Source organism: Klebsiella sp. 141153 (assembly GCF_032601995.1).
In the GTDB taxonomy this organism is placed as follows: domain Bacteria; phylum Pseudomonadota; class Gammaproteobacteria; order Enterobacterales; family Enterobacteriaceae; genus Klebsiella; species Klebsiella aerogenes.
Genome location: NZ_JAQIRJ010000001.1, coordinates 182,835 through 201,283, shown reverse-complemented (window position 1 = coordinate 201,283; position 18,449 = coordinate 182,835). Strand labels below are relative to the sequence as shown.

Below are 18,449 nucleotides of genomic sequence, written 5' to 3'. Positions count from 1 at the left end.
TGGCCTACCCTTCCTTTCATTGAAAATGAATAATATTAAGCAACGTATTCACAAAAGAAGAACAGTATGGACTTAACCCAGCTTGAGATGTTTAACGCCGTCGCCAGCACCGGCAGTATTACCCAGGCCGCGCAGAAGGTGCACCGCGTCCCGTCGAATCTGACCACCCGCATTCGCCAACTGGAGGCCGACCTCGGCGTCGAGCTATTTATTCGCGAGAACCAGCGGCTGCGTCTGTCGCCGGCCGGGCACAGTTTTTTACGCTACAGCCAGCATATCCTGGCGTTAGTCGACGAAGCGCGGATGGTGGTCGCCGGCGATGAGCCGCAAGGGCTGTTTTCCCTCGGATCATTGGAAAGCACCGCTGCGGTGCGCATCCCAACCACGTTAGCCCTTTTCAACCAGCGCTACCCGAAGATCCACCTGGCGTTATCCACCGGCCCGTCCGGCACCATGATTGACGGCGTGCTGGAAGGCGCGCTGAGCGCGGCGTTCGTTGACGGCCCGCTGGTTCACCCCGGTCTGGAGGGGCTGCCGGTGTTCCCGGAAGAGATGATGATCGTCGCCCCCTATGGCCATGCGCCGGTAACCCGCGCCAGCGAGGTTAACGGCGCGAACGTTTACGCATTTCGCGCCAACTGTTCTTACCGCCGCCATTTTGAGAGCTGGTTTCACGCCGACCGCGCGACGCCCGGAAGGATCCATGAGATGGAGTCCTACCACGGTATGCTAGCCTGCGTAATCGCCGGCGCCGGGCTGGCGCTGATCCCGCGCAGTATGCTGGAGAGTATGCCCGGCCATCAGCAGGTTTCCGCCTGGCCGCTCGCCGAAGAGTGGCGCTGGCTGACGACCTGGCTTGTATGGCGGCGCGGCGCGAAAACGCGCCAGCTGGAGGCATTTATTGAATTGCTGAACGAGGATCGTCAGGCGGCAACCGCGACATGATGGCGGACGTTAATCGGCGATAATCAGCCGCGGCGAGAGCTCCTGGAGCGCCTCGCGGGTTTCCGTCGGCAAATGCGCGTCGGTGATAATGTCCGTGAGCGAGTCGAGGTGCGCGATATTGAACAGTGACCAGGCGCCGTATTTCGAACTGTCGGCCAGCAGGATCCGCCGCCTGGCGTTGGCAATCAGATCGCGTTTCAGCGCCGCCTTCTCTTCCGTCGGCGCGGTAATGCCCTTTTGCAAATCCCAACCGTTACAGCTGACGAACGCCAGATCCGGCCACACATTCTGCAGCAGGCGTCGCCCATGTTCGCCAATACACGACTGGCTGCTGTCATCAATGCGCCCGCCGATAATCGTCACTTCAATCTGTTTGAATTCGGCCAGAAACAGCGCGATATGCAGATCGCTGGTGATGACCCGCAGCGGCAGATGCGTAATCTGTCGCGCCAGTTCAATCATGGTGGTACCGGCGTCCAGCACAATGGCATCGCCGGCCTTGATAAGCGACGCCGCCGCTTTCGCGATGGCGTACTTCTCCTGCGGACTACGCTGCGCTTTTTCCAGCGTCGTCGGCTGTGTGGGAATAAATCGGTTGAGCGTCACGCCGCCGTGGGTACGGCTAATTACCCCTTCCTGATCGAGTTTAATCAGATCGCGACGAATGGTCGCCGGCGAGGCGTTGGTTACCGCAACCAGTTGGTCGACCGTTACCAGATTATGGCTTTTCAGGAAGTCCATAATCTGCTCTAACCGATTATATCCCTTCATGTTATTCCTGTGCGATTTGCATGGCGAGCTCAATGGAGGTTGCCATGCTCTCAGACTTCGCTTTACCTGTCCAGGCAATATCAAAAGCGGTGCCGTGGTCCGCGGAGGTGCGGATAAACGGCAGCCCGGCGGTGATATTCACCCCATCATAGAACCCGAGCAGCTTGAGCGGAATATGCCCCTGATCGTGATACATCGCCACCACCATATCGTACATGCCTTCATGGCACTGCATAAAAACGGTGTCCGGCGGGCACGGTCCGAAGACATGAACGCCCTGTGCCTTCATCGCCGCGACGGCCGGGGCGACGATACGAATTTCCTCATCGCCAAACAGACCGTTTTCACCGGCATGGGGATTCACCCCAGCGACCGCGATACGCGGCTGCTGGTAACCCACGCGGCGTAAAAAATCATCGGCGACGCGGATAACCGTCTCTACCCGTGACTGGCTTAGGGTATCGAGGAAACGTCGCAGCGCGATATGGGTGGTGACGTGGATCACCTTAAGCTTATCGGTGTACAGCACCATGGCATAATCTTTAGTCTGGGTCAGGTGGGCCAGCAGTTCGGTGTGTCCCGGGAAATGGTGCCCGGCCAAATGTAGCGCTTCCTTATTTAACGGCGCGGTGGCGATAGCTTTAACTTCGCCCACCAGCGCCAGCGCGGTGGCGCGCTTGATGCAGCGATACGCCAAATCCCCGGCCTGGGCCTGAACTTCACCGGGCCGCAGGGCCTGAGGGTCGCTTAACGGTTCATCAATCACGTTAATCGTCGCGGGTGAAAACTGCGCTTCTCTCGGGTGTTCAATAATCCGCAACTCCGCGCGCGGGGTAATGTTCAGCGCCAGGATTCGCCGCAGCGTCTGCGCGCAGCCCACCACCACCACCGGCGCGCCGCTCAGTTCGCCTTCGCTCAGCGATTTAATAATAATTTCCGGACCAATGCCCGCCGGGTCGCCCATCGTTACCGCAATCATGTTAGACACTCAGTTTCTCCTCAATAAAATTCACGACATCCCGCAGCGTGGTCTCCGTACCGAATCCCCCTGCTTTGGTCATCACCGGACGCGGCCAGCGACTTCCGAGAAAATGGCCGTACGGCACGCATTGCGCCACCCGGCCGGTTATATGAAACCCCTGCGCGCCGAGCGCCTGAGCGACGGCGATCGCGACATCGCCACCGGACAGATAGAGCGCCCCGGGCGCATGGAGCTCAACGGCAAGTTGAGTGACCTGCGCGAGATAAGCGCAGATCCGTTCTCCCAGCGCAGCGCGGCTCAAGCCGCGTTCACGGCACAGCGCCTCAATGCCGTGCCGGACAGCGCTGTCCGCGCAGGTGGTGACCACGCAATGATGATTTGCCGCCAGCGCCGCGGCGATTCGCCGGGCATCGGCCAGGGCGTCGCCGTTAAAGGCGCGGACGGCATCAATCCCGATCCGCGCGACTCGCGGATGGCCGGCCAAAGCGGCGACCTGAGCCTGCGCTATTTCGCTCATGGAACCGACCACCGCCAGCAACGGTCCGGTCGTGGCCCGGCGCAGGTAGCGCGCCAGCGCCTCGCAGATCCCCGCAGATCCCACCAGCAGCGTTTGCCGCGCGCGGCTGGCTACCGCGGCGATAACCTCATCCAGTTGCGCGTCTTCTTCAGCATCAATAATCAACACACGCGGTTGGTCGCTCTCTTCCGCGAGGGCGGCTGCCAGTTGCTGCACATCCAGCGAACGGCACGGCAGGCGGCTCTGCATGGCGAGCAATTGCCCAATATCGGCGCTACTGACCGGCGTTTTGGGATCGCTGGCGAATTCGGTTTTATCGAGCGCCACACCGTGGACATAACATCGTCCGCCGCGGGTTATGCGCCCTGCCGCCGGAAAGGCCGGCGCGACAACTGCGACAGAACAGCTCCGCGCACGCATCATTGCCTCCAGTTCCGCGCCGGGATTGCCGCGCAGGGTGGAGTCGATTTTCTTCACCTGCCAGACGGCGGCGAAATTTTCCGCATCACGGAGTATCGCGTTTACTTTCTCTGCTGCCTGCGCCGCGGAAAGCGCCCGACTATCGCTATTGAGAACCAACGCCCGGGTGGTCGGCTGATGACCGGCGTTAAACGCCACCTCAACCGCTAAACCCGCTTCCGCCAGACTGACACCGGCATCATTGGCCCCGGTAAAGTCATCTGCCAGCACCAGAACAGGATTATCGCCGCAGCTCATTCTCTTTCCTTCATCGCTTATCCGAATCGTTAATGATTATATTCAATCATATTTGATTAAATGTGAGCAAGCTCAAGTTATTAAACCTCCGTATAAATTATAACTTTTGCTCATCGAAATGAGTTAACACTAAGTGGATTGATTGAATTTAATCATTACAAAAGAGGAGTAAGACGTGGCGACGATTAACAGCACGATTATCAGCGGCGCGGGCGCCATCTCAGCCCTGAAGCCAGTGCTGGCAGGTAAAAAAAGCATTTTGCTGGTCACCGATGCGAACGTCGGTAAGCTCGAAGCGACCAAACGGATCCAACATCTGCTGGGCGGGAATACCGTTGATGTGAGGATCGTGGATTCCGTCCCGGCAGAGCCCAGCCAACATGATGTGGCGCAGATTGTTGCCCAACTCGCGGGAGCGCAGCCGGAGATGGTCGTCGGTATCGGCGGCGGCAGCGTTCTCGACGTGGCTAAGCTGCTCTCGGTACTACTTCATCCCGCATCCCCTGCGCTGAACGCGCTGATCGACGGCGAGAAACCGCGCCTGCGTCTGGCATCGCTGCTGATACCCGCCACCGCCGGCACCGGCTCGGAAGCGACGCCAAACGCCATCCTGGCTATTCCCGAACGTAATACCAAAGTGGGGATTATCTCCCCGGTACTGCTGCCGGATTTCGTGGCCCTGTTGCCGGAACTGACCACCAGCATGCCTGCGGCCATTGCCGCCTCCACCGGCATCGATGCGCTGTGTCATCTTCTGGAGTGCTTTACTTCAACCGTCGCGAACCCGGTAAGCGATAACGCCGCCTTAATCGGCCTGTATAAGCTGGTACGGAATATTGAGCGTTCCGTGACCGACCCGCAGGATCTCACGGCGAAACTGGAGATGCTGTGGGCCTCGTACTATGGCGGCGTGGCTATCAATCATGCCGGCACGCATCTGGTGCACGCGCTCTCCTACCCGCTTGGCGGCACCTGGCATCTGCCGCACGGCGTCGCGAACGCCATTCTGCTGGCCCCCTGTATGCAGGTCGTGCGCCCGTACGCGGTGGATAAATTCGTCCGGGTCTGGGATCTAATCCCGGACGCCGATCTGACCTTGAATAACGAACAGAAATCTCATGCGCTGGTCCGCTGGCTGGCACAGCTGGTGAAACGGCTGGCGCTGCCGGACAACCTCGCCGCGCTGGGCGTACCACCAGAGAGTATTGAAACGCTAAGCGCCGCGGCGCTGGAAGTAAAACGATTAATGAACAATGCCCCATGCAGCGTAAGCCAGGCTCAAGTCCAGGCGATTTACCAGACGCTGTTTCCACAGTCATGTCATCAGGGAGAAGAGAGATAAATGCATCATTCCATTCGCGGCGTGTTAACCGCCATTGTTACCCCCTTTACCGCTAGCGGTGAACTGAACCTGACGGCGCTACGCCAGCAGGTAGAGCGACAGCTGGCCGCCGGTAACGGCATTTTTTGCGGCGGAACCAACGGTGAGTTTTTCGTCCTTAATGAGGCGGAAAAAATTGCGGTTGCCGAAACCTGCGTCGAGGCGGTTTCCGGACGCGCGCCGGTGGTGGCCCATATTGGCGAAGTGTCGACGCGGGAAACCATTCGTCTTGGCCAGCAGATAGCAAGATCAGGCGTCGACGCGGTGTCCGTCATCACCCCGTGGTTCGTGCCGCTTAAACAAGATGAGCTGGTAAGCCACTACATGGCGATCGCCGATGCGCTCAGCGTACCGGTATTTCTCTATAACATCCCGGCGCGTACCGGGAACACCATTGAACCGCAAACCGCTCGTCGGCTGGCTGCGCATGGCAACATTATTGGCATAAAAGATAGCGCGGGTAGCTATGACAGCCTGAAGGGCTTTCTTGATGCGGTGCGCGACATCGACGGTTTTAATGTCCTGAACGGGCCGGATTCGCTGATTCATCAGGGTTTCGTGGATGGTTGTACAGCGTGCATTTCCGGGCTGGCTAACGTGGCGCCACGGGAGATTAACGCGATTTGGTCAACCTTCCAGGCTGGCGATATTGCGGCCTCAAGGCTGGCGCAGGAAAACGTCACCGGCCTGCGTACCGATCTCTATAAAGTCGCCTTTTCCCCTGCCGCGGTGAAAAAAGCCTTGCAGCTGATGGGCCATGAAGTCGGCGATAGCCGCTACGCGGTGCAGTTTAGCGCATCTCAACTGCAGCAAATACGCGGGATCATCGCGCAGTATCTTAATTAAGCGCTGCGCTTCTTCAACAAAATAGACCGGGTACCTGTGTACCCAGGATTCGTACGCCCAAAGAGAGGCTAAGATGAATCATTTTACCACTGAAGATACCTTTATTATTGTCGGCATTGTCATCGCCTATATCTTATTTACCACCTGGCTGACGTTCCGTATCAGAAGTAAAAATTCCGGGGATTTTATGGAGGGCTCGCGCGCGATGCCGGCCTTTATCGTCGGTATCCTGCTGATGTCCGAATATATCGGCGCCAAGTCGACTATCGGTACCGCACAGGCCGCATTCGAGAGCGGGATTGCCGCTTCCTGGTCGGTGCTGGGCGCCGCCATTGGCTTTCCACTGTTTGGCCTGATACTGGTCAAGAGGATTTATAATACTGGTAAAATTACTATTTCCGGGGCGATTGCCGAGCGATACGGCACCAGTACCAAGAATATTATTTCCATCATTATGATTTACGCCCTGTTGCTGGTGAACGTCGGTAACTACGTCAGCGGCGCGGCGGCAATTTCCACGGTATTAAAGATCAATTTACCCCTCGCGGCGTTTATTACCGCCATTGTAAGTACTTTCTATTTTGCCTTCGGCGGTATGAAAGGCGTAGCCTGGGTCACCATGCTGCACAGCGCATTAAAATATGCCGGTCTACTCATTATTATGGGTTTCGCGCTGGCAAAAACCGGCGGTTTCACGCCGATGATTGAGAAGATGCCGGATTACTACTGGACCTGGGATGGTAATTTTGGCGCCGGCACCATCTGCGCCTGGCTTATCGGCACCATCGGCTCCATCTTCTGTACCCAGTTTGTCATTCAGGCGATCAGTTCGACCAAAAACGTAAAATCGGCGAAACGCTCTACCTGGATTGCCTTTTTCTTCTGCCTGCCTATCGCCTTCGCGATCGCCATTATCGGCGTGGCGGCGAAGTTTCTGCACCCGGAAATCAACAGCCTGTACGCTCTACCGGTGTTCCTGCAGGATATGAACCCGTGGCTTGCCGGATTAGTGACAACGTCACTTGTGGCTTCTATTTTCGTTAGCGTCAGCACCGTTGCCCTGGCGATTGCCTCTCTGGTGGTAAAAGATTTTTACGTGCCGTGGCGCAACCCAACGCCGGAGCAGGAGTTTAAGGCCACCCGCTGGGCCTCGCTGATCATCGGTTTTCTGCCGCTTATTTTTGTGCTGCTGGTACCGGAAGTGCTGAAGCTCTCCTTCTTTACCCGCGCCATCAGACTCTCTATCACCGTGGTCGCGGTCATCGCCTTCTATGCGCCGTTCTTTAAGAGCGCCCGCGGCGCGAACGCTGGCCTCATCGGCGCCTGCGTGGTGACTTCGGCGTGGTATTTGCTCGGCGATCCGTTCGGCATCAATAACATGTACATCGCGCTGATCACCCCGGCCCTGATTATGGTGATCGACCGCCTAATCCCCAATAAAGCGCAACAATCATCCCCGGCCCCCATTGAACAACGTGGAGTGTAAAAATGACCACCACCCCAACTTTTGACGGCGTGATTCGCCAACACCAGCAGGATCCTAAGCTCGCCGCGGCAATGCTGCCCTCCGGCTGCCCGCAAAACCATGCCGCCAATCTTCTGCCGCTGCCCGATGGCACGCTGATGTGCGTGTGGTTCGGCGGTTCGCAGGAAGGGAAAGCGGATATTTCAGTCTGGGGATCGCGTTTAGCGCCGGGCGCCACAACGTGGAGCGACGCGATAAAGTTATCCGACGACCCGGAACGTTCAGAACAAAATCCGGTGCTGTTCCAGGCTCCTGATGGCGTGCTGTGGCTGTTATGGACCGCGCAGCACGCCGGCAATCAGGACACCGCTATTGTGCGTTATCGCCAGTCGCACGATGGAGGAAAGCACTGGGGAGCGATTGCCACCCTACTCGATGAACCCGGCACCTTTATCCGGCAACCCATAACCGTAATGCCCAACGGCAACTGGTTGCTGCCGGTTTTCTATTGTCGTAGCCGTCCAGGGGAAAAATGGGTCGGTAACGACGATATCAGCGCGGTAAAAATCTCAGCCGATGGCGGCAAAAGCTGGCGCGACGTGGCGGTACCGCAAAGCCTCGGCTGCGTGCATATGAATATCACCCCGCTGGCCGATGGCTCGCTGGCCGCCTTCTTCCGCAGCCGCTGGGCCGATCATATCTGGTACAGCCAATCGACAGATTATGGCGAAAGCTGGTCAGCGCCGATCCCCACCACGCTGCCAAACAATAACTCGTCCATTCAGGCGACCACGTTGAGTAACGGCGATCTGGCGCTGGTCTTCAATAACATGAGCGCAGCAGGCGCCAGCGAGCGTCGGGCATCGCTATACGATGAGATAGAAGACGACGACGGCCGGAAAGAGCCTGAATGCACCGGGAAAACCGCCTTCTGGGGCGCGCCGCGCGCACCAATGACCGTGGCTATCTCCGCCGATGGCGGCAAAAGCTGGCCGTGGATGCGCAACCTTGATGAGGGCGACGGCTACTGTATGACCAACAATTCAGAGCAAAAACTAAACCGTGAATTCTCCTATCCCAGTATTAAACAGGGTGAAGACGGTAATTTACACATTGCCTATACCTGGTACCGGCAGGCCATTAAGTATGTCCGCGTCTCGCCGCAATGGGTTAAAGGAGAAGGCGTATGATCATCGGTAATCTGAATGCCCTGCCTCAGGCGGGGTTGCCGCTGGCGTTGCGGCAGATACTCAGCCGCACTGAATGTTCTCTTGCCGCCCTGACAGCCCGCGAAGATGGCCGCTTCCAACCTGCAGATGGCGGATGGTACTGCACCATCGGCACCGCGCAAACCCAGGCGGCAGGACAGAGACATACCGAATATCACCACCAATGGGCCGATATTCAGGTCATTTTAGCCGGCGAGGAGACGCTGCATGCCGGTATGGTGTACACAGGCCAACCTGATGATGAAGAACGCAAGCCGGATCTCTTTATCAGCAAGCAGACGCCGCAAAGCGTCACGCTGCATCTGTGCGCCGGGGACTTCGCGGTCTTTCTCCCCGGCGAACCGCACCAGGCACTGTGCGCCGTTACGTCACCCGCCCCGGTGAGGAAAGCGGTGTTTAAAGTACCGCGCAGCATGCTGGAGGCGCCATGAAGCAGGCACTGGTGACGGGCGCGAGCTCGGGGATCGGCGCCGCGATTGTCGGTCAACTGCTGGCGGAGGACTGGCAGGTGCTCGGTCTGAGCCGCTCCGCGCCGACGTTCATCCATGAAGGCTTCACCCATCTGGCGGTCGATGTGAGCGACCGCCGCGCGCTGGTTGATGCTCTGTCGTCGGTACCACCGCCGCAGGCGATTATCCATGCCGCCGGTTTGATGGCGGCGGCGCCGCTAGGAGAACTTGACGCGCAGCATGGCGAGACGTTGTGGCGTCTACATGTAGATGCGGCGCAGACCTTAGCCAACCGCTTTGCGCCGGTTATGGGGAGCGGCGGTCGGATTATCCTTTTGGGTAGCCGGACTTCGCGCGGAGCGGCAGGCCGTTCTCAGTATACGGCAAGCAAAGCGGCACTGGTGGCGCTGGCGAGAAGCTGGGCGGCGGAACTTGCCGCTGCGGGCATTACCGTTAACGTTATCGCCCCCGGCGCCACCGATACGCCAATGCTGCGCCAGCCAGGACGCGAGAGTTCGCCGCCGAAGGCGCCGCCGCTCGGTAGATTGATTAAGCCACAGGAGGTGGCGTCGCTGGTGAGCTGGCTACTTAGCGAAGGAGCCGCGGCCATGACCGGACAAGAGCTGGTGATGTGTGGCGGCGCCTCGCTTGGTTAGGAGTACCCGGCTAAACGTCGCGCCAGCCGGGGGAAACTATCATTAACCTTCGCGCAAATAGACCGTGCCGCGCAGATAGGTGGTCGCCTGGCCGCTAATCAGTACGCGGTCATCGCGCCATTGGCAGCGCAGCTCGCCGCTGCGCGCCGACACCTGCCGCGCCAGCAGGTCGGTTTTATTGAGCTTCGCTCCCCAGTAGGGGATCAGCATACTGTGGGTTGACCCGGTTACCGGATCTTCCGGTACCGATTCACCGGGGCAGAAAAAGCGGCTGACAAAATCGTACTCTTCGTCGGCCGCGCTAATGCAAATCATCTTATCCAGCCTCTCCAGCAGCGCCATATTCGGGCGCACCGCTTCAACCTGCGCCCGGTCGCGCAGAACCACCAGATAATCACGCCCTTCCCGCACCTCCAGCGCGTCATCGATGCCCAACCCGGCGAACAGCGCCGGCGGTACGTCATGCACCGGCGTGGTTTGCCAGGCGGGGAAATCCAGCGTCAGCCAGTCGCCGCTGCGCGTTACCCGTAGTTCACCGACAAAACGGGTGCTAAATACGATAGTTGCCGAGGGGTGGTCGAGATATTCAAAAATCACGTGCGATGCCGCGAGCGTGGCGTGGCCGCAGAGGTTAATCTCATCAAGCGTCGTGAACCAGCGCAGCTCATAGCCAGCGTCGGTGCGGACAAAAAACGCCGTTTCGGATTGATTATGCTGCTGCGCCATTTTTAAGAGCGTTTCATCAGGCAGCCATTCGCTGAGCGGGCATACTGCCGCCGCGTTGCCGCCAAAATTGCGATCGCTGAAGGCATCGACCAGGTAAAAACTGATTTCTTTCATCGTGCTCCCCTTTTTTATCGGCTATCAACATGACACATAAACCATGCCCGCACACTATTAGCCGAAAAATTAAGTTGTTAGCTGCCACAGGCGTCAGCAAAAAATGAGATACAGATCACAAAGTGATTGTATTTTCGGCAGCATTCGTTTTAAGATCGGTCATCTCTCCTTTTCATTACTACCAGCCCGGAATTTATGCTTACAAATACGGTCTCACGCAAAGTCGCGTGGCTGCGGGTCGTCACGCTGGCAATTGCCGCCTTTATCTTTAATACCACTGAATTTGCCCCGGTCGGCCTGCTGTCTGATATTGCCGACAGCTTCGGTATGGAAACGGCCCAGGTCGGGATCATGTTGACCATTTATGCCTGGGTAGTGGCATTGATGTCGCTGCCGTTCATGCTGCTGACCAGCAAGATGGAGCGCCGTCGCCTGCTCATTGGCCTGTTCGTGTTATTTATCGCCAGCCACGTATTGTCATTTTTCGCGTGGAACTTCACGGTGCTGGTGGTGAGCCGCATTGGCATCGCCTTCGCCCACGCGGTGTTCTGGTCGATCACCTCCGCGCTGGCTATCCGTATGGCCCCTCCCGGCAAGCGCGCCCAGGCGCTTAGCCTTATCGCCACCGGTACCGCGCTGGCCATGGTGTTCGGCATTCCTATTGGCCGTATCGTCGGACAATATTTTGGCTGGCGCACAACCTTCCTGGCCATTGGTCTTGGCGCTTTAGCGACGCTGGTCTGCCTGGCGAAACTATTGCCGGCGCTGCCAAGCGAACATTCCGGTTCGCTCAAGAGCCTGCCGGTGCTGTTCCGCCGTCCGGCGCTGCTCGGTATTTATCTGCTGACGGTTATCGTGGTGACCGCCCACTACACGGCATACAGCTATATTGAACCCTTCGTGCAGAACGTCGCAGGGTTGAGCGCTAATTTCGCCACTCTGCTGCTGTTGGTGCTCGGCGGCGCGGGTATTATTGGTAGTATTGTCTTCGGCAAGCTGGGAAACCAGCATGCTTCCGCGCTAATTACCACCGCTATCGGCCTGCTGCTGGTATGCCTGCTGTTGCTGCTACCTGCCTCAAGGAACGCCAACCAGCTCATGCTGCTCAGCGTGTTCTGGGGGATCGCGATTATGGTCATCGGCCTCGGCATGCAGGTGAAAGTGCTGGCGCTGGCTTCGGATGCTACCGATGTGGCGATGTCGCTGTTTTCGGGTATTTTCAATATTGGTATTGGCGCCGGCGCGCTGGTCGGCAGCCAGGTGAGTACGCAACTGTCGATGTCGGCGATAGGCTACGTTGGCGCCGTACCGGCGCTGGTGGCGCTGGTGTGGTCGGTGATGATTTTTCGCCGCTGGCCTTCGCCGGGCGATGAGCAGCAGCCGCACCACTCCCATTAGCGAGCAGCGAAGCCCGGCCGCTTACTGCCGGGCGCGTGAATCGTATTGGCCCTTAGGCGTGGTAGTTGGTGATAATTTCCAGCACGCCGTTAATAATGAACTGCACGCCCATACAGACCAGCAGGAAACCCATCAGGCGCGAAATCGCCTCGATACCGCCTTTCCCCACCAGCCGCATGATCGCCCCTGAGCTACGCAGGCAGCCCCACAGAATGATCCCCACCAGCGCAAAAATAATCGGCGGCGCGGCCAGCACGACCCATTCCGGGAAATCGACGCCGTGTTTTACCGTCGAGGCGGAGCTGATAATCATCGCGATGGTGCCCGGCCCGGCGGTGCTGGGCATCGCCAACGGCACGAAGGCGATATTCGCCGTGGGTTCATCCTGCAGTTCTTCCGATTTGATCTTCGCTTCCATCGAATCGTGGGCTTTCTGCTGCGGAAACAGCATCCGAAAACCAATAAAAGCCACAATCAGACCGCCGGCGATACGCAGACCGGGAATGGAAATACCAAAGGTATTCATCACCACCTGACCGGCGTACCACGCCACCATCAGGATCGCAAAGACATACACCGATGCCATCAGCGACTGTCGATTACGCTCAGCGTTGTTCATATTGCCCGCCAGACCAAGGAACAATGCCACGGTGGTGAGCGGGTTCGCCAACGGTAAAATCACCGCCAGACCGATCCCTATTGCTTTAAAGAGTTCCAGCATAGTGAGTCAACATCCCGTTAAGTATTATTTTTTCAGTACAGTTTCACCCCGTGAGTATATCGACAGCAGCGACTCAGATGCCACATCCACGAAAAAAATCACGTCGATAAAAAATAACAAGCGTTAGTAAAATGAGAAAAAGTGACAGCCGTCAAATTATCAATCTTTAGCAAATCGTGGCATCGGCGAATTCATAATGTTGACTTATGATTGCCGCGGCAATAATATCCATCGCAACTAAATAATTGCCTGGGCAACTATCATGGAAAACACTAACAATCTGTTCAACGAGATGATCCCTCTTGGCCGATTGATCCAGATGGTTAACCAGAAAAAAGATCGACTGCTCAACGACTATCTTTCACCCATGGATATCACCGCCACCCAGTTCCGGGTGCTCTGTTCCATTCGCTGTGAAGTATGTACAACACCCGTTGAGCTGAAGACCGTCCTGTCGGTCGATCCAGGCGCAATGACGCGCATGCTCGACAGGCTAGTCTGCAAAGGCTGGATAGAACGGTTGCCCAACCCAAATGACAAGCGCGGCGTTCTGGTGCAACTGACACCAGAAGGCGCAGCCCTTTGTGAGCACTGTCATCAGGTTGTGGGTCAAAAATTGCACCAGGAACTAACAAAAAATCTAACGGCAGACGAAGTGGTCATGCTTGAGCAACTGCTCAAGAAAGTCCTGCCGTAATAAGAAGAGGTAAGATGATGTCCAGACGCAATAACGACGCCATCACTATCCATAGTATTTTGTCGTGGATCGAAGAGAACCTGGAATCTCCATTATCGCTGGAGAAAGTTTCGGAGCGCTCAGGTTACTCCAAATGGCACCTGCAAAGAATGTTTAAGAAAGAGACCGGCCACTCGCTGGGCCAGTACATCCGCAGCCGCAAGCTGACGGAAATCGCGCAAAAACTCAAGCAGAGCAATGAGCCGATTTTGTATCTGGCCGAGCGCTACGGTTTTGAATCGCAGCAGACGCTGACGCGGACGTTTAAAAACTATTTCGATGTGCCGCCGCATAAATATCGCATCACCAACGTTCCGGGTGAATCCCGCTACCTGATGCCGCTAAATAATTATTGTTGTTAATCGCCTGCATAAAGACGTACTGAGGAAATCATGAAATTATTCGCTACCGCCGCCATCGTGCTAATGGCGCTGGCTGCAAGCCAGAGTTATGCGGAGCAAACCACCACTCCGGTTCGCCACAATAACCGGGACGCGATGATTATCCCTTCCGAACATAACGACTCGCCGTTTGATTTTAATCACATGGCTGCCGGCAATGATAAATCGGATGAGCTGGGCGTACCGTATTACAACTAACGCCCGCCCATTCCGCAATGACTCAAGCCCCGCTGAAGCGGGGCTTTTTTATCCCGGCTTCGTCGGGACGGTCATTACCGCGCTGCGCCGCGGCGCGCAAGCCGCAGACCGAACACGTTAATATAGAGCCCGCCCATAATCAGCGCCGCCCCCAACAGCTGTAGGCCATTGAGCCGTTCGCCAAGCAGCAGAGCCGCGCTCGCCATCCCGACTACCGGCACCAACAGCGACAGCGGCGCCACCCGCCAGGTTTCATAACGCCCGAGCAGCGCCCCCCAGATACCGTAACCAACGATGGTGGCGACAAACGCCAGATACATCAGCGACAGCACGGTCGTGGCGTCGATATTAACCAGGCTTGCCGCCATCGCCTGCGGGCCATCAATAATGCCAGACGCCAGCATGAACGGTAACACCGGAATCAACGCGCTCCACACCACCAGCGACATAATCGGCGGCTTATGTTGATGAGACATAATTTTCTTGTTGAAAATGTTGCCGCAGGCCCAGCTGAACGCCGCCGCCAGAGTCAGCATAAAGCCGACCAGCGGCACGTGCTGGCCGCCGAGGCTGGCCTCAACCAGTACCAATACGCCAAAAATAGCCAGCGCGATACCGGCGACCTGCTTTCCCTGTAACCGCTCGCCAAAGACAAAAGCGCCCAGCACGATAGTGAAAAAGGCCTGAGCCTGCAGTACCAGAGATGCCAAACCGGCTGGCATACCGAGGTTAATCGCGCAGAATAAAAAGGCGAACTGGCCGAAACTGATGGTCAGGCCGTAGCCCAGCAGCAGGCGCAGCGGTATTTTGGGCCGCGCAACGAACAGTAGCGCCGGAAACGCCACCAGTAAAAAACGTAACCCCGCCAGCATCAGCGGCGGCATATTGTGCAACCCGAGCTTAATCACCACAAAATTAAGCCCCCACACCACCACTACCAGCATTGCCAGCAGTCCATCTCTGCGCGTCATACGATGCCTCTGTCTTTCTGGTCAACGATGACCAAGGTCAAAGTAACCAAATTCCCGCCGCTCGAACAGATCATTATTTTTAGCAGGTGCTGAAGGCACTTTCCGACATAGAGCCCGCTATACAAGGCTCAGTTAGCATGCTATTTGTGATCGGGCACAACAAAAATAAAACACAACATCGGGCAAGGAAAAAATGACAACCACCATCAGGCGCTCAACGGTAGCGCTACTGGCGTCGTCGTTGCTGTTAACCATCGGCCGCGGCGCAACGCTTCCTTTTATGACGATTTATCTCACCCGCCGTTTTCAGCTGGAAGTCGACGTCATCGGCTATGCGCTCTCCGTCGCGCTGGTCGTCGGCGTTATCTTCAGCATGGGCTTCGGTATTCTTGCCGATAAGTTCGACAAAAAACGCTATATGCTGATCGCCATCGTGGCGTTTATCGCTGGCTTTATCGCCATCCCCGCGGTCAATAGCGTGGCGCTGGTGGTATTCTTTTTCTCATTGATCAACTGCGCTTATTCGGTTTTTTCTACCGTGCTGAAAGCCTGGTTTGCCGATGTGCTGACGCCGGAGAAAAAGGCGCGCATCTTTTCGCTCAACTATACCTTCCTCAATATCGGCTGGACCGTTGGGCCGCCAATTGGCACCCTACTGGTGATGCAGAGCATTAACCTGCCTTTCTGGCTGGCCGCGCTGTGTGCCGCCTTCCCGCTGGTGTTTATACAGCTCTTCGTCGAACGTACCTCTGCCGTTAGCGTGGAAGGTACCGCGCCGCAGTGGACGCCGTCGGTGCTTTTGCGCGATCGCGCCTTGCTGTGGTTTACTTTTTCCGGTTTACTGGCATCGTTTGTCGGCGGCTCATTTGCCTCCTGTATTTCGCAGTATGTACTCGCCGCAGGCACCAGCGACTTCGCGGAAAAAGTGGTCGCGGTAGTGCTGCCGGTCAACGCCGCGGTGGTGGTCGCGTTGCAATACGCCGTCGGGCGACGGCTTTCGGCGCGAAACATCCGCCCGCTGATGACCTTCGGCACCCTGTGCTATGTGTTGGGTCTCGGCGGTTTTATCCTCTCCGGTAATAATCTGCTGATGTGGGGCATTTCCGCCGCTATCTTTACCCTTGGCGAAGTTATTTATGCGCCGGGCGAATATATGTTGATCGATCAGATTGCCCCACCCGGTATGAAAGCCAGCTATTTTTCCGCCCAGTCGTTAGGCTGGTTAGGCGCGGCGTTCAACCCGATGCTGACCGGGATAATCCTTACCCATCTGCCGCACTGGTCGCTATTCTTCATCTTAATGCTGGCGATCGTTGCCGCCTGGCTGATGATTTTCCGCGGCATGAATGTGCGTCCCTGGCAAACCGTACAGGCGTAAACCCAGGCGTCATGCGGCTGTCGGGTTGCTGTCACCTCTCTGTCGGGTGCCCGTCGTGGCGCCCGGCAGGCTAAAAAACCACACTGGTCTCAGGTTCCCATCCGGAGATTAACACCATGAACGGCAGTACCCGAGTAAAGCAATTACGTCTGCAGCGCGCCTGGTCCCAGGAACAACTTGCCGAACTGGCTGGCGTCAGCGTTCGCACTATCCAGCGGATCGAAAACGGCGATCGCCCGGGGTTAGAAACCCTGAGCGCTCTGGCGGCGGTGTTTGAGATAAATGTGGCCGAGCTCAGCGACGATGCTCCCGTCGGTCACGAAGCATCGCTCGATTTACGTATCGAAGAAGCGAAAAGCCGCCTGCATCAGGAGAGCCGTTTTTTTCGCTCGCTAAGCGTGGCGATCACGGTTTGCGTTTTGTTGCTGGTGATTAACCGTTTTACCCAACCGGATATCTACTGGTCAGTGTGGGTGGCAATCATCTGGGGCGCGTTATTGCTGCTGCGGGGATTACGTCTGTTTGTCTTTGCCGGGTGGATCCGCCAGTGGCGGCAGGCGCGACTGCAGCGCCTGCTGCGTAAATAGAAAAAGCCCGCTTAATGCGGGCTATCTCGTTACCAGACCTGGGCGGCGATCCCAGTGACCAGCCGCACTTTATCCCACTGCTGGGCTTCGCTTAACGAATTGCCCTCTTCTGTGGAGGCAAAGCCGCACTGCGGGCTCAGGCAAATCTGTTCCAGCGGCACATATTGCGCCGCCTCCTGCAGGCGCGCCTTCACGCCTTCCGGATTTTCCAGTTCGCCGTTCTTGGTGGTGATCAGCCCAAGCACCACCTGCTGATGGCCTGGACGAATAAAGCGCAGCGGGGCAAAATCGCCGGAACGATCGTTGTCGTATTCAAGGAAAAACGCGTCGATGTTGACGCCGCCGAAGAGAATTTCCGCCACGGGCTCGTAGCCGCCTTCTGAAATCCATGTCGAGCGGAAGTTACCGCGACAGACGTGCAGGCCGACGGTGAGATCCTGCGGCTTCCCTTCAAGGGCTTTATTCAGTACCCGGGCATAGGTACGCGCCAGTTCGTCCGGATCGTCACCGCGCTCGCGTACCTGTTGGCGTTGTTCGTCTGAACATAAATAGGCCCAGACGGTATCATCAAGCTGCAGATAACGGCAGCCAGCGTCATAGAAAGCGCGGATCGCATCGCGCCAGGTGGTTGCTAGATCGTCGAAGTATTCAGCCAGGTCCGGGTATACCGTGCTATCGATATCTTTACGTCCGCCGCGGAAGTGCAGCACGCTGGGGCTGGGGATGGTCATTTTCGGCTGCGCACTGCCGCTGACGCTTTTCAAAAAGCGGAAATCTTCCAGCATTGGATGGTTGCCGAAGCCCAGTTTACCGGTCACGCGCACGCCGTGCGCTTTGGTCTGTACGCCGTTGAACTGAATACCTTTCTCTGAATCGTAACGTTCAACGCCTTCCAGACCGTCGAAGAAGTCGAAGTGCCACCACGCGCGCCGGAACTCACCGTCGGTCACCACGTGCAGGCCGCAATCGCACTGCTGCTGAACCAGTTGGCGGATGGCTTCATTTTCAATTTCACGCAGATGGCCGGCATCAATATTGCCTTCCGCCAGCTGCAGGCGCGCCTGCTTAATGGCGTTAGGACGTAAAAAACTGCCGACAATATCTGCGCGGAACGGGGCCTGGTGACGTTGCATGTTCTCTCCTTAACGGCAGGCAGGTAGTTGCCCGCCGTGATAATTCATTATTTGAATTTTTAGACTTCTGGATGTCTATATGTCCAGATACTGTCATGCAGAAGGAGCATCGGCAAACGAGAAAAATT

20 protein-coding genes are annotated in these 18,449 nt (G+C 57.0%); 13 read left to right on the top strand and 7 right to left on the bottom strand.

Going from position 1 to position 18,449, the window contains the following annotated elements; translation table 11 throughout:
• Positions 1-66 precede the first annotated feature (66 nt).
• Positions 67-945 carry a putrescine utilization regulator PtrR gene (gene ptrR / locus PGS10_RS00990; protein WP_047048144.1) on the top strand — a complete coding sequence of 293 codons (879 nt, stop codon included), beginning with the start codon at positions 67-69 and terminating at the stop codon, positions 943-945.
• Positions 946-954: 9 nt separating this feature from the next.
• On the opposite strand, the gene PGS10_RS00985 is transcribed toward ptrR, so the two are convergent.
• The 3 genes from PGS10_RS00985 to dtnK are packed head-to-tail and all read right to left on the bottom strand — an operon-like array spanning position 955 to position 3,932.
• Complete coding sequence (locus tag PGS10_RS00985) at positions 955-1,716, bottom strand: DeoR/GlpR family DNA-binding transcription regulator (RefSeq protein WP_047048141.1); 762 nt, start codon at positions 1,714-1,716, stop codon at positions 955-957.
• Between the two features lies 1 nt (position 1,717).
• On the bottom strand, positions 1,718-2,704 hold the full coding sequence (locus PGS10_RS00980; protein WP_047048139.1) for a D-threonate 4-phosphate dehydrogenase: 987 nt from the start codon (positions 2,702-2,704) through the stop codon (positions 1,718-1,720).
• Complete coding sequence (gene dtnK / locus PGS10_RS00975; protein WP_047048136.1) at positions 2,697-3,932, bottom strand: D-threonate kinase; 1,236 nt, start codon at positions 3,930-3,932, stop codon at positions 2,697-2,699. Before dtnK ends, PGS10_RS00980 begins: the two co-directional genes overlap by 8 nt.
• A 175-nt stretch (positions 3,933-4,107) precedes the next feature.
• Here dtnK and PGS10_RS00970 point away from each other — a divergent pair, with 175 nt between their 5' ends.
• From PGS10_RS00970 to PGS10_RS00945, 6 genes are all read left to right on the top strand, one after another.
• Positions 4,108-5,274 (top strand): iron-containing alcohol dehydrogenase, encoded by a 1,167-nt coding sequence (locus PGS10_RS00970; protein ID WP_316422242.1) that lies wholly within the window; start codon positions 4,108-4,110, stop codon positions 5,272-5,274.
• Complete coding sequence (locus tag PGS10_RS00965; protein ID WP_289576343.1) at positions 5,275-6,159, top strand: dihydrodipicolinate synthase family protein; 885 nt, start codon at positions 5,275-5,277, stop codon at positions 6,157-6,159. It begins immediately after the preceding gene.
• A gap of 73 nt (positions 6,160-6,232) precedes the next feature.
• Positions 6,233-7,645: a sodium:solute symporter family protein gene (locus PGS10_RS00960; protein WP_047038689.1), complete on the top strand. Its 1,413-nt coding sequence runs from the start codon at positions 6,233-6,235 to the stop codon at positions 7,643-7,645.
• 2 nt (positions 7,646-7,647) lie between these two features.
• Entirely contained in the window at positions 7,648-8,814 is a 1,167-nt protein-coding gene (locus tag PGS10_RS00955) for a sialidase family protein (RefSeq protein WP_316422241.1), read from the top strand.
• Positions 8,811-9,284: a YhcH/YjgK/YiaL family protein gene (locus PGS10_RS00950; RefSeq protein WP_213797263.1), complete on the top strand. Its 474-nt coding sequence runs from the start codon at positions 8,811-8,813 to the stop codon at positions 9,282-9,284. Before PGS10_RS00955 ends, PGS10_RS00950 begins: the two co-directional genes overlap by 4 nt.
• Positions 9,281-9,958, top strand: a complete 678-nt coding sequence (locus PGS10_RS00945) for an SDR family NAD(P)-dependent oxidoreductase (RefSeq protein WP_316422240.1) — start codon at positions 9,281-9,283, stop codon at positions 9,956-9,958. Before PGS10_RS00950 ends, PGS10_RS00945 begins: the two co-directional genes overlap by 4 nt.
• A 42-nt stretch (positions 9,959-10,000) precedes the next feature.
• Here the strand turns inward: PGS10_RS00945 and PGS10_RS00940 are convergent, their stop codons facing one another.
• Entirely contained in the window at positions 10,001-10,798 is a 798-nt protein-coding gene (locus PGS10_RS00940) for a PhzF family phenazine biosynthesis protein (protein ID WP_316422239.1), read from the bottom strand.
• Between the two features lie 195 nt (positions 10,799-10,993).
• Between PGS10_RS00940 and PGS10_RS00935 the strand changes: the two genes are divergently transcribed.
• A complete protein-coding gene (locus PGS10_RS00935; RefSeq protein ID WP_213292585.1) occupies positions 10,994-12,196 on the top strand; it encodes a sugar transporter in 1,203 nt (400 codons plus the stop codon).
• Between the two features lie 52 nt (positions 12,197-12,248).
• Here PGS10_RS00935 and PGS10_RS00930 read toward each other — a convergent pair whose 3' ends face one another.
• The gene (locus tag PGS10_RS00930) at positions 12,249-12,917 is read right to left on the bottom strand and encodes a MarC family NAAT transporter (protein ID WP_047048110.1); all 669 of its coding nucleotides are present in this window, start codon (positions 12,915-12,917) and stop codon (positions 12,249-12,251) included.
• A gap of 262 nt (positions 12,918-13,179) precedes the next feature.
• Between PGS10_RS00930 and marR the strand changes: the two genes are divergently transcribed.
• Genes marR through marB form a run of 3 tightly spaced genes read left to right on the top strand, consistent with a single transcriptional unit; the run spans position 13,180 to position 14,252 of the window.
• Positions 13,180-13,614, top strand: coding sequence for a multiple antibiotic resistance transcriptional regulator MarR (gene marR / locus PGS10_RS00925; protein WP_045394564.1), 435 nt, complete (start codon positions 13,180-13,182; stop codon positions 13,612-13,614).
• 17 nt (positions 13,615-13,631) lie between these two features.
• Positions 13,632-14,015: an MDR efflux pump AcrAB transcriptional activator MarA gene (gene marA, locus PGS10_RS00920; protein WP_015366733.1), complete on the top strand. Its 384-nt coding sequence runs from the start codon at positions 13,632-13,634 to the stop codon at positions 14,013-14,015.
• Positions 14,016-14,045: 30 nt separating this feature from the next.
• Positions 14,046-14,252: a multiple antibiotic resistance protein MarB gene (marB, locus tag PGS10_RS00915; RefSeq protein ID WP_020078926.1), complete on the top strand. Its 207-nt coding sequence runs from the start codon at positions 14,046-14,048 to the stop codon at positions 14,250-14,252.
• Between the two features lie 74 nt (positions 14,253-14,326).
• On the opposite strand, the gene eamA is transcribed toward marB, so the two are convergent.
• Positions 14,327-15,223, bottom strand: coding sequence for an O-acetylserine/cysteine exporter (gene eamA / locus PGS10_RS00910; RefSeq protein WP_213797265.1), 897 nt, complete (start codon positions 15,221-15,223; stop codon positions 14,327-14,329).
• 193 nt (positions 15,224-15,416) lie between these two features.
• On the opposite strand from eamA, the gene ydeE reads away from it, so the two are divergent.
• The gene (gene ydeE / locus PGS10_RS00905) at positions 15,417-16,601 is read left to right on the top strand and encodes an efflux MFS transporter YdeE (RefSeq protein ID WP_047079236.1); all 1,185 of its coding nucleotides are present in this window, start codon (positions 15,417-15,419) and stop codon (positions 16,599-16,601) included.
• A 116-nt stretch (positions 16,602-16,717) separates the two neighbouring features.
• On the top strand, positions 16,718-17,188 hold the full coding sequence (locus PGS10_RS00900) for a helix-turn-helix domain-containing protein (RefSeq protein WP_047079237.1): 471 nt from the start codon (positions 16,718-16,720) through the stop codon (positions 17,186-17,188).
• A gap of 29 nt (positions 17,189-17,217) precedes the next feature.
• Here PGS10_RS00900 and PGS10_RS00895 read toward each other — a convergent pair whose 3' ends face one another.
• On the bottom strand, positions 17,218-18,321 hold the full coding sequence (locus PGS10_RS00895; RefSeq protein ID WP_047079238.1) for a cobalamin-independent methionine synthase II family protein: 1,104 nt from the start codon (positions 18,319-18,321) through the stop codon (positions 17,218-17,220).
• Between the last annotated feature and the right edge of the window lie 128 nt (positions 18,322-18,449).

What these genes read in the sequence shown, in the direction of transcription:
- ptrR (WP_047048144.1), top strand. Translation starts at nt 67, where the DNA reads ATGGACTTAACCCAGCTTGAGATGTTTAACGCCGTCGCCAGCACCGGC.
- PGS10_RS00985 (WP_047048141.1), bottom strand. Translation starts at nt 1,716, where the DNA reads ATGAAGGGATATAATCGGTTAGAGCAGATTATGGACTTCCTGAAAAGC.
- dtnK (WP_047048136.1), bottom strand. Translation starts at nt 3,932, where the DNA reads ATGAGCTGCGGCGATAATCCTGTTCTGGTGCTGGCAGATGACTTTACC.
- PGS10_RS00965 (WP_289576343.1), top strand. Translation starts at nt 5,275, where the DNA reads ATGCATCATTCCATTCGCGGCGTGTTAACCGCCATTGTTACCCCCTTT.
- PGS10_RS00960 (WP_047038689.1), top strand. Translation starts at nt 6,233, where the DNA reads ATGAATCATTTTACCACTGAAGATACCTTTATTATTGTCGGCATTGTC.
- PGS10_RS00955 (WP_316422241.1), top strand. Translation starts at nt 7,648, where the DNA reads ATGACCACCACCCCAACTTTTGACGGCGTGATTCGCCAACACCAGCAG.
- PGS10_RS00950 (WP_213797263.1), top strand. Translation starts at nt 8,811, where the DNA reads ATGATCATCGGTAATCTGAATGCCCTGCCTCAGGCGGGGTTGCCGCTG.
- PGS10_RS00945 (WP_316422240.1), top strand. Translation starts at nt 9,281, where the DNA reads ATGAAGCAGGCACTGGTGACGGGCGCGAGCTCGGGGATCGGCGCCGCG.
- PGS10_RS00940 (WP_316422239.1), bottom strand. Translation starts at nt 10,798, where the DNA reads ATGAAAGAAATCAGTTTTTACCTGGTCGATGCCTTCAGCGATCGCAAT.
- PGS10_RS00935 (WP_213292585.1), top strand. Translation starts at nt 10,994, where the DNA reads ATGCTTACAAATACGGTCTCACGCAAAGTCGCGTGGCTGCGGGTCGTC.
- PGS10_RS00930 (WP_047048110.1), bottom strand. Translation starts at nt 12,917, where the DNA reads ATGCTGGAACTCTTTAAAGCAATAGGGATCGGTCTGGCGGTGATTTTA.
- marR (WP_045394564.1), top strand. Translation starts at nt 13,180, where the DNA reads ATGGAAAACACTAACAATCTGTTCAACGAGATGATCCCTCTTGGCCGA.
- marA (WP_015366733.1), top strand. Translation starts at nt 13,632, where the DNA reads ATGTCCAGACGCAATAACGACGCCATCACTATCCATAGTATTTTGTCG.
- marB (WP_020078926.1), top strand. Translation starts at nt 14,046, where the DNA reads ATGAAATTATTCGCTACCGCCGCCATCGTGCTAATGGCGCTGGCTGCA.
- eamA (WP_213797265.1), bottom strand. Translation starts at nt 15,223, where the DNA reads ATGACGCGCAGAGATGGACTGCTGGCAATGCTGGTAGTGGTGGTGTGG.
- ydeE (WP_047079236.1), top strand. Translation starts at nt 15,417, where the DNA reads ATGACAACCACCATCAGGCGCTCAACGGTAGCGCTACTGGCGTCGTCG.
- PGS10_RS00900 (WP_047079237.1), top strand. Translation starts at nt 16,718, where the DNA reads ATGAACGGCAGTACCCGAGTAAAGCAATTACGTCTGCAGCGCGCCTGG.
- PGS10_RS00895 (WP_047079238.1), bottom strand. Translation starts at nt 18,321, where the DNA reads ATGCAACGTCACCAGGCCCCGTTCCGCGCAGATATTGTCGGCAGTTTT.